A 12861-nucleotide genomic window follows, 5' to 3' on the forward strand; every position below is an offset into this window, starting at 1 on the left:
CGCAAAATAACGGAGAGTGACCGTGGAAGGACGACGCCACGCGCGGCGGGGCGCTTCAAGATCGCCGCACTCCGGCCGGGGACGGCCCGCCCCCCGGCCCCGGCGCCGTCGCGACACCGCGATCCCGGCATACTGGGCCACCGGATCGTCACCTTCAGGGAGATCATGCGCATGAGCACGCCATCGTCGCAGCCGGGGACGAGCGGGCCGTCCGTCCGGATCGGCGCGCTGGTCCCGCTCACCACGCCCGGCTGGGTCGAGGCGGGCCACCACCTGCTGGCCGGGCTGGAGCTGGCCGCGCGGGACGTCAACGACGCCGGCGGCATCGGCGGCCGGCCGCTGGAGCTGGTGGTCCGCGACACCGCGGCCGACCCGCGGAAGGCGGCGGCGGCCGTGGACGAGCTGGCCCGGCTCGGGGTGACCGCGCTGGCCGGCGAATACCACAGCGTGGTCGCCCGCGCCGCCGCCGCCCGCGCCGAAGCCGTCGGCCTGCCGTTCCTCTGCTCCTCGGCGGTCCTCGACGCGCTCACCGAAGAGCCCGCGACGTGGGTCGCGCGCCTGGCCCCCGCGCAGTCGCGCGGCTGGCGGATCTTCGCGGACTTCCTCCTCGGCGCGGGCCACGAGCGCGTCGCGGCGGCGACGCAGCCGAGCCTCTACTGGGCGTCGGGGCTCGGCGTCCTGCGCGACCACCTCGCCGGCCGCGGCGGCACGGTCACCGAGCTCGACCTGACCGCGCTCACCCCCGCGGCCGTGTGCGGCGAACTCGCCCGCGACGGCGCGACGGCGCTGCTTCTCCTGGCCGGCCATCCGGAGCCGGCGGTGCCGATCGTCCGGGCCGTGCGCCGCGACCGGCGGCTGGCCGGGACGCTGATCGGCGCGCCGGCCGGGCAGCCGGAGTTCCCGGGATGGGCCGAGTCGCTGGGCGACGACGGCGCCGGGATCCCGTTCCTGCGCTACCTGCCCGAGAGCCTGAGCCCCCTCGGCGTCCGGGTGGCGGCGGCCCTGCGCGAGCGGCTGGCCGCGACACCGTCGTTCGTCGCCTTCGAGGGCTACGACACGGTCACCGTGGTGGCCGAGGCGCTGCGGTCGCACGGCGTGGACCGGGCGGCCGTCGCCGGGTCCTGGCCGCACGTCGCGGTCGAGGGCACCCGGGGGACGATCCGGTTCTCCCGCGCGCCGGGCGTCGGCGTCTGGCAGTGGGCCTGGCCCCCGATCCAGGTGGCCGACCGCGACCCGGCGAACCCGGCGCGCTTCCGCACCCTGCACACTGCCTGACCGCCGCGCGGGACGCCTCAGGAGGGGTGGCGGGACACGTCGTGCCGCTCCGTCAGCCGTTCGAGACCGGCCGACCGGTAGGTGGCGATGCCGCCGGTGTTGGAGCTCGGGCAGCACACGAGCACGCTGGACGAGCCGGCCTCCCGCAGCGCGCGCGCCGCGGCGACCGTGATCGCCCGGCCGTGGCCGCGGCCCCGGTGGTCCCGGTGCACCCCCATCGGCTCGATCAGCCCCGGCCTGCCCGCACCGGCCGACCACACCGCCACGGCCGCCACCGCCGCGCCCCGGTCGTCGCGGGCGAGCAGGCACCGCGCGCCGGCGTACGGGACGCCCGCCGCCATGGCGTGCCAGCGCTCCTCGGTGAAGGTCGAGCCGTCGAACGACGCCCGGACGACGGCGGCCCACTCGTGCGCCTGCTCCGGCCCGACCGCCTCGACGTGCACGCCGGGATCCGGGACAGGCGCGCCGAGGTCGCGCCCGAGCACCGTCCACGGGTCGTCGGCCACCCAGCCGTCCTTGAGCAACAGGTCCCGGACCAGCGCGCCCGGCGGCGACTCGACGTGCGCCCGCCCCTCGGGCAGCACCCCGCGTCCGGGCTCCGACACGTCGCCGGCCACCCGGCGGGCCAGCTCCTCGTCCTGCGAGGCCCCCGGCGCGAACGCCAGCCGCAGCAGGTCGTCGCCGTCCAGCAGCCCGGCGGCGACGACCTGCCCGGCGCGGCTCCAGGTCAGGGTGGCCGCCGCCGTGCGCCGAGCGCCGAACCGCCAGAACCATCCCAGGTCACCCGGATGCAGTTGCACGGGCTCTCCGTCGCGCTGCCACTCCCCCAGCAGCCGCACCACGTCGCCGAGCCCGTCGATCCCCGGCCTGCCTGTCTCGATCGCCATCCCCCGATCACACACCACCCCGCCCGCCGCCCGCACCCGGATTTCTGGCGGGCCGGCCGGGCGGTTCTGCTGGCTCAGGCCACGTCGGGGTGGACGCGGAAGCGGTCCCAGACCCGGTGCAGGGGCAGCAGGGCCAGCACGTCGCGCAGCACGCCCTCGCCGTCCTGGCCGGTGACGACGCCCGGCGCCTGCGCGGGGATCCCCGCGGCCTGCAGCGCCTGCGCGGCCGTGCCCCAGCCGCCCACCGCCTTGGCGTGCCGGTACGCCTCGCCGACCAGGAGCAGCACGCGCGGGTCGACCGGGGTGCCGCCGTCGCCGGCCTTGGCGTCGCGGGCGCCGTACGCGTCGTCGCCCGGGGCCGGCGCCCCGGCCAGCAGCACCGCGTCGAACTCGACGGAGCGGGCCGTGGCGAAGGTGCGCTGGACGGCCAGCGTGCCGCCCAGCATGCCGCCCTTGGGCGCGATGACGAGCGGCGTCATCCCGCCGTCGAGCACGGCCTGGCGGACGGCGCCGACGACGCCGAGGTCGCTGGTCTCGTCCGCGACGATGCCGATGATCCGGCCGTCCAGCGGCCACTCCCGGCCGACCTGCGACAGCGCCGGGCTCGGCGCCGGGTCGGCGAGCGGCACGGTGGGCTCGGGCGCGGGCAGCCCGAGGCCGTCGGCGACCTCCCGGCACAGGACCGGGTCGATGTTGGCCAGCACCCGCAGCTGGCGTTCCTTGACCGCCTGCTCGTAACACTTGCCCAGCTCGAAGGTGTAGGCGCTGATGAGGTGCTCGCGCTCGACCGGGGACAGGCTCAGCCAGAACAGCCGCGGCTGGCTGTAGTGGTCGGAGAAGGTCGCCGGCGCCTCGCGCACCTTGCGTCCGGCGACCTCGCGCGGCACCTCGACGTAGGCGCCCTGCTCGGCCCCGGCCTGGAAGGGGCAGCCGCCGTCCAGGGAGTTCGGCCGGTACGGGGCCACCCCGCGGTGGACGGCCGTCTGGTGGAAGCCGTCGCGCAGCATGTCGTTGACCGGCGCGTGCGGCCGGTTGATGGGGATCTGCGCGAAGTTCGGGCCGCCCAGCCGGGTGATCTGCGTGTCGAGGTAGGAGAACAGCCGGGCCGCCAGCAGCGGGTCGTCGGTGATGTCGATGCCCGGCACGAGGTGCCCGACGTGGAAGGCGACCTGCTCGGTCTCGGCGAAGAAGTTCGACGGGTTGGCGTTGAGCGTCATCAGGCCGACCGGGTGCACGGGGGCCAGCTCCTCGGGCACGATCTTCGTCGGGTCCAGCAGGTCGATGCCCTCGAACATCTGCTCGGGCGTGTCCGGGAAGACCTGGATGCCCAGCTCCCACTGCGGGTGCGCGCCGGCCTCGATGGCGTCGGCGAGGTCGCGCCGGTGGAAGTCGGGGTCGACGCCGCCGGCGATCTGGGCCTCCTCCCAGGTCAGGGAGTGCACGCCGAGCTTGGGCTTCCAGTGCCACTTGGCCAGCGTCGTCTCCCCCGCGGCGTTGACCAGGCGGAAGGTGTGCACGCCGAAGCCTTCCATCATGCGGAACGAGCGCGGGATGCCGCGGTCGGACATGTTCCACATCGTGTGGAAGGTGGCCTCGGTGTGCAGGGAGACGAAGTCCCAGAACGTGTCGTGCGCGCTCTGGGCCTGCGGGATCTCCCGGTCGGGATGCGGCTTGCCGGCGTGGATGACGTCGGGGAACTTGATGCCGTCCTGGATGAAGAAGACCGGGATGTTGTTGCCGACCAGGTCGAACACGCCCTCGGCGGTGTAGAACTTGGTGGCGAAGCCGCGGGTGTCGCGGACGGTGTCGGCCGAGCCGCGCGAGCCCAGCACGGTGGAGAAGCGGACGAAGACCTGGGTCTTCACGCCTTCGGCGAGGAAGGCCGCCTTGGTGATGTTCGAGGCGGTGCCGTACGCCTGGAACACGCCGTGGGCGGCGGCGCCGCGGGCGTGCACCACCCGCTCGGGGATGCGCTCGTGGTCGAAGTGCATGACCTTCTCGCGCAGGTGGTGGTCCTGCAGCAGCACCGGGCCGCGCGGGCCGGCCTTCAGCGAGTGGTCGGTGTCGCGCAGCCGCACCCCCTGGGCGGTGGTCAGGTACTCGCCGCCCTGCGCCATCTGGTCCTGCGAGGCGCCGGTGGGCTGCCCGGTGGGCGAGACGGTCTCGGGCCCGGTCTGGTCCGGCTTGGGCGGCAGCGGTTCCCGTGGTTCGGTCGGCTCCTCGAGCTGGGGCGGCAAACTGTTGGGCACGCCGGGGATCTCGGCCGGCTTCACCGCGTCGTGATCGGTGACGGCGCCGACGACCTTGTCCACGGCGGACTTGAGCGGGTGTGACTCGTTCATGCTTGGTTCCTTAGGAAGGGCCACATCGGATTGACCAGGTCTGGCGCCTCCCTACCCATGCTCAGCCGTATAACGCGAATCGTCGCACTTCAGGGCGGTTCGCGACCCCGCGCGACCAGGATCGGAGCCCTTCTGGAGCAGCGCGGGACACCGATCCCCTCTTCACGTTCTTTGCCCTGCGTTGGGGTGTTCTTGGTTTGGCGGGGGCCGTCCGGGTAGCCACAGGCGGCATCAATCCCACGAGGAGGGCACCCATGAGTGAATACCCGACGGGGACCGGCCAGGAGGGAACGCTCCATCAAGGCAAGGCCGCCGCGCAGGAGGTCGCCGGGACGGCCAAGGAGGCCGGCGTCCAGGTGGCCGGCGAGGCCAGGGCCCAGGCCAGGAACGCCGTCCACGAGCTGCGCGACCGGGTGCGCGCCCAGTCCGAGCAGCAGAGCCGGCGGGCCGCGCAGAGCCTGCGCGAGTGGTCGGAGGACCTGTCGGCCATGCACGAGCAGGCCAAGCCCGACTCGCCGGTGACCAGCGTCGTACGCCAGGCCGCCGACCAGGGCCGGCGCGCGGCCGACTACCTCGACAGGCACGGCCTGGCCGGCGTGGTCGGCGAGGTGCAGAGCTTCGCCCGCCGCCGCCCGGCCGCGTTCCTGGCCGGCGCCGTGGCCGCGGGCTTCCTGGTGGGCCGCATCATCAAGGCCTCCGGCGACAGCTCGGGGACGGCGTCCCAGCCGGCGAACCCGTCGCCGCCCGCCGACCCCACCCTGCCGAGCGTCGCGCAACCCGGCACGGCGCCGCCGCAGCCGCTGCACCGGCCGCTCGGCGACCCGCTCGGGCAGGACGACACCCGCCCGGTGCCGCCGCTCACCACCCCGCCGGCCCCGCCGGCCCCGCCGGCCGCCCCCGCGGCGCCCGCCTACGGCGCCGGGAGTGACCTGCCATGACCGCGCAACCTGAGGAACCGACGCTCGGCCAGCTGGTCGGCGAGATCGGCGAGGACATCTCCAAACTGTTCCGCCAGGAGGTGGAGCTGGCCAAGATCGAGCTCCGCCAGGAGGCGACCAAGGCGGGCAAGGCGGCCGGGATGCTCGGCGGCGCCGGCTTCGCCGGGTACATGATCGCGCTGCTGGTGACCCTGGCCGTCATGTTCGGCCTGGGCGAGCTGATGGGCCTGGGCTGGGCCGCGCTCGTTCTCGCGGTCGTCTGGGCGGTCATCGGTGGAGTGCTGTACGTCAACGGGCGCAACCGGCTGCGCGCGATCAACCCCAGACCCGAGCAGACCATCGAGACGCTCAAGGAGGACGCGCAATGGGCACGCGACCTGAGGAAGTGAGACACGAGATCGCCGTCACGAGGGCCGAACTCGCGGCCGACGTGGACCGGCTGGCCGACCGGACGAGCCCGGCGCGGATCGCGCGCCGCCGTACCGAACGGGTACGGGAGGCCGCTCGATCGTTGCGGGAACGCGTGATGGGAACCCCCTCCCATGGCGTGTCCCATGCCGCCGGCCGGGCGCGGCACGGCGTCGCCGCCACCGCCGGCTCGGTGGGCGAGGGGGCGCACCAGGCCGGCCAGGCGGTGCGGGAGGGCGCCCACCAGGCGGCCGACACCGTACGGCACGGCGCCCACGTCGCGGCCGAGACCGTCCGGGCCGCGCCGGAGCAGGCCAGGCGGGGCACCCAGGGCAACCCCCTGGCGGCCGGCCTGATCGCCTTCGGCGCCGGTCTGCTGGCCGCCACGCTCATCCCCGCCACCGAGGCGGAGGAGCAGGCCGTCGGCCAGCTCCGCGAGCAGGTCGGCGACGTGCTGGAGCCGGTCGTGGAGGCCGGCCGCGAGTCGGCGCAGCAGCTCGGCCAGGACGCCAAGGAGCTGGCCGGGCAGGCCGTCCAGCAGGTCAGGGACAGCGCGTCGGAGGCGGCCGCGGCCACCGCCGACCAGGCCCGCGAGCAGGCCCGCCAGGTGGGCGGTCACCGCTCCGGCTGACGCCCGCCCGGACGTGCTCAGGCCCTCACAGCCGGATCAGGCCGTGAGGGCCTGCGCCGTTGTCCGGCGAGTCAGCCGGCGTCCTCCGCGGGGGGTTCGAAGGACAGGGGCAGGCACAGGCCGATCTGCGCGTAGATCTCCAGCTGGTCGTAGTAGAGGCGCTGGCTGGAGACGAGGCCGTCGCGCAGGTCCCAGAACCAGCAGGCCCGCACGGTGATCTGGCGGCCGGTCGCGGCCAGCACCTCGCCCCCGACCGTCAGGTAGGGGCCGGAGTGCGTCCCGGTCGCCGTCAGCTCGGTGGCGACCGTGTCGCCCAGCGCGACGGGCTCCCACAGCGTGAAGTGCAGGTCGGGAAAGCCCTCCCAGATCTGGGTGAAATAGGAGGCGATCTCCTCCCGACCGGCCGCCTCCATCTCGGGGCTCACCACGACCGCGTCCGGCGCGTAACACCGCGACACCGCCTCGACGTCGTGCGCGTTGGCCGCGCCGAGCAGCCGGTGCACGATGTCGTCCGGCGGCGGCGGCACCTCTTCCATGCCAGGGACCGTACCCGGGCCAGGGCAGCGCACCGCCAAACGGTCGTCAGCAGCGGCTCATGGATGGGGGGCCGGGGCCGCGGGCGTCCGGAGGGTGCGCAGCTCGCCGAGCAGGTCGCGGATCAGCGCGGAGCCGGCCAGTTCGCGGGTGGTGACGTAGCCCACCCGGCGGCGGGGGGCGCCCTCGCCGAGTCCGGCCGTGGCGACCCTGGCCGGGGCGTCCACCGTGGACAGGCGGGGCACGATCGCCGCGCCGAGCCCGTGCCCGACCATCGACATGACGACGCCGTCGTCCTCGACCGTGATGTCGCCGGGCGGGATCCACTCCTGCGCGGCCAGCCAGCGCCGGGTCTCGCCCGAGCAGTTCTCGTGCCAGTCGATCATGGGGAGCGACCGCGGGTCCGGATGTCCCAGCGGATGGGCCAGCACGTACGGCTCCTCGTACAGCTCCTTGCAGACCAGGCCGTCCACGTACGTCGGCAGGGTGAGGACGCCCACGTCGGCCCGGCCGTCGGCCACCTCGCCGGCGATGCCCCTGCCCAGGTCCGGCACGACGCGCACGTCCACGGTGACCTTGGGGTGCCGCCGGCCGAACCGGACCAGCACGCGCGGCAGCAGGTGGAAGGCGGCGCTGCGGAAGGCGGCCAGCCGGATGGTCCCGGTGGCCTCGCCGCGGGCGGCGGTGCGCGTGTCGGCCCGCATGACCTCCATGAGCCGCAGGATGTGCCGGGCGTGCCCGACCGCGGCCCGTCCCGCCGCGGTGGCCCGCGCGCCGGCGCGGCCGCGCTGGAACAGCACCGCGCCCATCTTCCGCTCGGCCGCGCGCAGGGCGTGGGAGACGGCCGACTGGGTCAGCCCCAGCCGCACGCCGGCCGCCGTGACGCTGCCCTCGCCGTCGACGGCGATCAGGACGCGCAGTTCCGCGGGGGTGAGATCGTCCACGGCGGCGGCAACGTATGAAGACCACTCGTGCATTCCGCGCCGGCCGGCCGCCGGTCCGGGCTACGCGATCAGCAGGCGCAGGCCGAGCTCGGCCTCGTCGAGATCGAGCAGGTCCCGGTTGCGTGCGGCCCACCGGCCGGAGGCGAGGTCGGCACGCAGGTCGCGCACCGCGCGCCGCTCGACGTCCGGCCCGAGCCTGGCCCAGACCGACATCCCGCGGCGGACGTCCTCCTCCAGATACGCCTCCGGCCGGCGCCAGAAGGCCTCGAAGAGGCCGTCGGCGCAGTCCCACGGGATGGGCACGGGTTCCAGCCGGGCCCCGATCGCCGCCGCCAGCTCGGTCACCGAGGGCCGGCCGGCCACGAGGCCGGCGACCTCGGGCAGGTAGTCGCGGGACAGCCAGAACCGGTGGCGCCAGCCGGCGTCGCCGGTGTCGTGGGTGAACACCACCACGCGCCGGGCGACCCGCCGCATCTCACGCAGGCCGCCGAGCACGTCCGGCCAGTGGTGGACGGACGAGACGGCCATCGCGGCGTCGAAGGACCGGTCGTCGAACGGCAGGCGCTCGGCGGACCCGGCCAGGCACGGCGCCGCCCCCGCCGGGCGCTGCGAGCGCATGAGCGCCGACGGCTCCACGGCCAGGACGTGACGATCGGGCGGCTCGTAGGAACCGGTGCCCGCGCCGACGTTCAGCACGGTCCGGGCGTCGCCGAGGGCGGCCCAGATGCGCTCGGCGATGCGCGGATCGGTGCGCCGCGTCCTGGTGTAGGCCGCTCCGATGAGGTCGTACAACGGCGCTCCGGACATTCGGCACCGCCTTCCCGGCCGTCACCGTCCGACGGGAGGCCGCTTGATCGTTGTTCTCGGACCGATCGAGGTCGAGCACCCGCCGCCCGGCGGAGCCCCGAGTCACCCGCATCCTAAGATCGCGGGTCCCGGGGCGCGCGGGTCGTCTAGGACCGGGCGGGATCGGTGGCGCCGGTGTAGGCGGGGACGGGCAGCGGGCGGTCGAGGAGGAAGGCGCGGATCAGGTCGCGGTAGAGGCCGGGGCGGCCGTTGGCGATCGAGTGGCCGGCGCCCGGGACGTACACCAGGGTCGAGTCGGGCAGGGTGCGCCGGTAGTCGTAGGTGACCTCCCACTTCAGGTAGTCGCACTGCCCGCGCATGATGAGCACCGGCACCCGTACCGCGCGCAGCCTGGGCCGCGGGTCGGGCACGGCGGCGGCGTCCTCGGCGGTGACCTGGTTGCTGTAGAAGCCGGGCAGGTTGCCGTGCACGGGGGCGGGTCTCGCGTCCGCGCAGCCCGTGGCGTCCTTGGCCACCAGCAGCAGCGCGCGCATCCGGGCGTCGGCCTCGGCGTCGGGCACCAGCGCCCGCGCCGCGGCCGGGTTCACGCCCAGGAGCAGCGCCTGGACCAGCATGCGCGGGGAGCTCGTCAGCGCGTCGGCCTTGGCCTGGAGGGGGGCGGGCAGCCCGTCCCACGGGCTGCCGACGCCGCCGGGGAAGGCGGGCTCCCAGATCGCGCCCGGCGAGGTGAGCACGGCCTTGGCCACCCGGTCGGGGTGGGCGGCGAGGTAGGCGGCCGCCAGCGTGCCGCCCCACGACCTGCCGACCAGGACGATCTTCGGTGCGCCGATGGCCTGGCGGATGGCCTCCAGGTCGGCGACGTGCCGGGCGACCGTGTACCCGGCCGGGTCGGCCAGCCGGGTCGAGCGGCCGGCGCCGACCTGGTCGTAGGCGTAGACGTCGAACCCGGCGGCGGCCAGCTCCTCGCTGCCCTCCGGCAGCCCCTCCCCGGGCGTGCCCGGCCCGCCGTGCAGGAAGATCACGGGCGGGCGGCCGGCCGCGCCGGATCCGGCGAGCTTGACATAGGCGAGCCGGGAGCCCGTCGGGAGCTGCCAGTACGCGACCCCGGCGGGCGTCGCGGCCGGCGGCGGGACGGGGAAGGGCCGGAAGGCCGCCAGCCCGGCGAGGGCGGTGACCGCCACGGTGTTCACCACCACGTACGCCGGCACCAGCCGGGGCAGCCCGAGCAGCCGCAGCGCGGGACGTCCGAGCAGGAAGGTGACGGCGGCGACGGCCAGCACCCCCGCCCCGGCGAACAGCGGCACGGCGGCCGTCACGGCCGCCACGAGCAGGAAGACCAGGGCCCCGGCGGCGGCCGCGGCGATCTCGGCGCCCACCAGCAGGAGCGCGCCTGACACACGTTTCATGTGCCACAACGTTAGGAACGCGCGCGCCGCGTCTCCTCCTGCCGGCGACCGAACCGCGCCCCCGCCGCGCGGCGGGGGTCAGCCGGCCCCGGGACGGATCAGGCCGGACTCGTAGGCGTGGATGGTCGCGTGCAGCCGGTCGCGCACGCCCAGCTTGGCCAGGATCGCCGCCACGTGATCCTTGACCGTGGCGGGGCTGAGCGCCAGGACGGCGGCGATCTCGGCGTTGGACAGGCCGCGCGCGACGTGCCCGAGCACCTCGCGCTCGCGGGCGGTGAGCCCGTCGGGCCGCGCGGGCGGGCCGGGGCCGGCGGCCGTGGCGAAGCGTTCGAGCAGCCGCCGGGTGATCACCGGGTCGAGCAGCGCGTCGCCGCGCGCGATCACCCGCACCGCGTCCACGACCCGCGCCGGCTCGGCGTCCTTGAGCAGGAACCCGGACGCGCCGGCGCGCAGCGCGCCGAACACGTACTCCTCCAGGCCGAACGTGGTCAGCACGACGATCCGGGTGCCCGGCGGGCCGGCGGTGATGCGGGCGGTGGCGGCGAGCCCGTCGAGGCCGGGCATCCGGACGTCCATGAGCACCACGTCCGGGCGCAGCTCGGCGGCGAGCGCCACGGCGGACGCGCCGTCGGCGGCCTGCCCGACCACGTCGAGGTCGGGTTCGGCGGCCAGCACCGCGGCGATCCCGGCCCGGACCACCGCCTGGTCGTCGACGACGATCACCCTGATCATCTGGGCAACCATACCCGCACGTCGCCTGGGCCGCCGGTGTCGAGCGTCCCGCCGTAGCCGTCGGCCAGGGTGTGCAGCCGGCGGCGGGCGCGCCGGGCCGCCGTGCCCTCGACGAGCACGCCGTCGGGCAGGTAGGACACGGTGACGCGGTCCCCGGCCAGTTCCTCGACGGCCCGGAACACGCCCACCTCCAGCTCGGGGGTCAGGCCGTCCGGGGCGCCGACGTGGCGGACGCCCGACTGCCGCCGGGCGGCCAGCACCTCCAGCCCGGCGAGCGTCGGCGGCGGGCCGTCGGCTCCGGCGGGGCGGCGCAGCTCGTCCAGCAGCCGCCGGAGCGTGTCGATCGCGGCGCGGGCGGCGTCGCGCACCGCCGCCAGGTCGCCCTTCCCGGCCGCCGCGACCACCGCGTCCGCGTGCCCGGCCGCCGTGCCGCGCAGCCCCTCGACGATCCGCTCGCGTTCGCCGCGCGCCACGTCCGCCAGCCGGGCGGCCAGCAGGTCGCGTTCGGCCGTCGCGGCCGCCCGCCGCCGCGCCCGCGCCCGGGCCACCAGGACGCCCGCCGCCCACGCCGGGGCCGACAGGAGCGCCACGGCGGTCGCGAGCACGGCCCAGGCGGCCGTCCGGTCGCCGGCGATGCCCGGTCCGAGGGCCAGCGCCAGGCCGCCCACCAGGCCGACGGCCGCGATCGCGAGCACGCCCCGGCGTCTGGGGTGGTGGGCGCCGAAGGCGTAGAGCTGGGCCAGCTCCACCCACCACGCCCAGAGGAACAGGTCGCCCGCGGGGGTCGGGGTCAGGCCGGCCATCGCCACCGGATGGATCGACAACATCGCGGCCAGGCTCCACGCGGGCCGCCGCACCCGCCACCACAGGGGCACGGCGTGCAGGACGAAGAGGGGGCCGAGCACGAGGAACTCCCGCGGCGCCGGAGTGCCTCCCGGCAGCAGGCTCGCCCCCACCGTCAGCGCGAGGGCGAGCCCGGCCAGCGCCGCGTCCCACGCCCGCCGCCCGCGCCACCACGCCCGCCGGAACGGGGGCGGCCCGGCGGGGGCGGGGAAGGCGGCCCGGACGGTCCAGCCGCCGGCGTCCGGGCCCGCCGTGAGCGTGCCGCCGGCGGCCGCCACGGTCGTGGCCAGCCCGGACAGGCCGTGGCCGGTGCCCAGGTCGTCGTGCTCCCGCGTGCCGCCGGTGTCGCGCACCTCGACGGTCAGCCGGCCGGGTTCGCCGAGGACGGCGACGTCCACCCGGGCTCCGCCCGCGTACCGCGCGGCGTTGGTGAGTCCCTCCCGGACCACCCGGTAGGCGGCCGCCGCGACCTCGGGCGGGGCGGTGGCGGCCGTCCTGCGGTAGCCGACCCGGCCGGGGTCCGCGCCGGGCCGGCCGGCGACCAGGGCGTCGATCGCCGGCAGGTCGCGGACGGCGTCCTGCGCGCCCGCCAGTTCGGCGCGGGCCAGGCGGGCGGCTTCCCCGGCGTGGCGCAGGGCGGACTCCCGCATCGCCGGGTCGGCCACGTGCAGCGCGGACGCCGCGGCCACCGCGATGCCGGTGAGGCGGTGGGCGGCGGTGTCGTGCAGCTCGGCCGCCATCCTGAGGCGCACGGCGTCCGCCACGGCCGCGGCCGCCCGTGACCGCGCCGCCCGGTGCGCGGCCAGGGCCGCCCGCCGCGTCCGGCCCCGCCGGTGCGCCCGCCCGAACGCCCAGACGACCGCGGCCACGCCGCCCGCCACCAGCGCCACGCCCGCCAGCGCCCGCGGCGGCCATCCGCCGGCCGCCGCGACGGCCGTCGCCGCCGCCACCAGGGCCGCGGCGACCGCGATCGTGATGCCGGCCGTGCCGCGGACGGCCGCGCCGTACAGGAGGGCGACGCCGACGAGCGCGCACCACAGCAGAACGGAGCTCACGGCGTCAGGCTAGCTTCCGCGGATCGGCCGCGCCCATGTCCGCGATCATTGGCTACCGT

12 protein-coding genes are annotated in these 12861 nt (G+C 76.3%); 4 read left to right on the forward strand and 8 right to left on the reverse strand.

The annotated features are described in order from the left end of the window. Positions 1–171 precede the first annotated feature (171 nt). On the forward strand, positions 172–1275 hold the full coding sequence (locus ACFYYW_RS37115) for an ABC transporter substrate-binding protein (protein WP_387656129.1): 1104 nt from the start codon (positions 172–174) through the stop codon (positions 1273–1275). 17 nt (positions 1276–1292) lie between these two features. On the opposite strand, the gene ACFYYW_RS37120 is transcribed toward ACFYYW_RS37115, so the two are convergent. Continuing rightward, positions 1293–2162, reverse strand: coding sequence for a GNAT family N-acetyltransferase (locus ACFYYW_RS37120; RefSeq protein ID WP_387656132.1), 870 nt, complete (start codon positions 2160–2162; stop codon positions 1293–1295). Between the two features lie 74 nt (positions 2163–2236). Next, entirely contained in the window at positions 2237–4504 is a 2268-nt protein-coding gene (locus tag ACFYYW_RS37125; RefSeq protein WP_387656134.1) for a catalase, read from the reverse strand. Positions 4505–4758: 254 nt separating this feature from the next. On the opposite strand from ACFYYW_RS37125, the gene ACFYYW_RS37130 reads away from it, so the two are divergent. The 3 genes from ACFYYW_RS37130 to ACFYYW_RS37140 are packed head-to-tail and all read left to right on the forward strand — an operon-like array spanning position 4759 to position 6481. Then, positions 4759–5442 carry a hypothetical protein gene (locus ACFYYW_RS37130; RefSeq protein ID WP_387656137.1) on the forward strand — a complete coding sequence of 228 codons (684 nt, stop codon included), beginning with the start codon at positions 4759–4761 and terminating at the stop codon, positions 5440–5442. After that, on the forward strand, positions 5439–5831 hold the full coding sequence (locus ACFYYW_RS37135) for a phage holin family protein (protein ID WP_387656140.1): 393 nt from the start codon (positions 5439–5441) through the stop codon (positions 5829–5831). The genes ACFYYW_RS37130 and ACFYYW_RS37135 overlap by 4 nt, the downstream gene beginning before the upstream one ends. Further along, the gene (locus ACFYYW_RS37140) at positions 5807–6481 is read left to right on the forward strand and encodes a DUF3618 domain-containing protein (RefSeq protein WP_352328802.1); all 675 of its coding nucleotides are present in this window, start codon (positions 5807–5809) and stop codon (positions 6479–6481) included. Before ACFYYW_RS37135 ends, ACFYYW_RS37140 begins: the two co-directional genes overlap by 25 nt. Positions 6482–6552: 71 nt before the next feature. Here the strand turns inward: ACFYYW_RS37140 and ACFYYW_RS37145 are convergent, their stop codons facing one another. From ACFYYW_RS37145 to ACFYYW_RS37170, 6 genes are all read right to left on the reverse strand, one after another. Beyond that, a complete protein-coding gene (locus ACFYYW_RS37145) occupies positions 6553–7017 on the reverse strand; it encodes an ester cyclase (RefSeq protein WP_387656143.1) in 465 nt (154 codons plus the stop codon). Positions 7018–7074: 57 nt separating this feature from the next. Continuing rightward, positions 7075–7959: a LysR family transcriptional regulator gene (locus ACFYYW_RS37150; RefSeq protein ID WP_387656145.1), complete on the reverse strand. Its 885-nt coding sequence runs from the start codon at positions 7957–7959 to the stop codon at positions 7075–7077. Positions 7960–8019: 60 nt separating this feature from the next. Beyond that, positions 8020–8766, reverse strand: coding sequence for a class I SAM-dependent methyltransferase (locus ACFYYW_RS37155; protein WP_387656148.1), 747 nt, complete (start codon positions 8764–8766; stop codon positions 8020–8022). Between the two features lie 146 nt (positions 8767–8912). Next, positions 8913–10172 (reverse strand): alpha/beta hydrolase, encoded by a 1260-nt coding sequence (locus ACFYYW_RS37160; protein ID WP_387656151.1) that lies wholly within the window; start codon positions 10170–10172, stop codon positions 8913–8915. A 78-nt stretch (positions 10173–10250) separates the two neighbouring features. Continuing rightward, positions 10251–10904: a response regulator gene (locus tag ACFYYW_RS37165; RefSeq protein ID WP_387656153.1), complete on the reverse strand. Its 654-nt coding sequence runs from the start codon at positions 10902–10904 to the stop codon at positions 10251–10253. Then, a complete protein-coding gene (locus ACFYYW_RS37170; RefSeq protein ID WP_387656156.1) occupies positions 10901–12802 on the reverse strand; it encodes a sensor histidine kinase in 1902 nt (633 codons plus the stop codon). The genes ACFYYW_RS37165 and ACFYYW_RS37170 overlap by 4 nt, the downstream gene beginning before the upstream one ends. Between the last annotated feature and the right edge of the window lie 59 nt (positions 12803–12861).

The sequence above is a fragment of the Nonomuraea sp. NPDC001831 genome, assembly GCF_042892035.1.
Lineage (GTDB): Bacteria > Actinomycetota > Actinomycetes > Streptosporangiales > Streptosporangiaceae > Nonomuraea.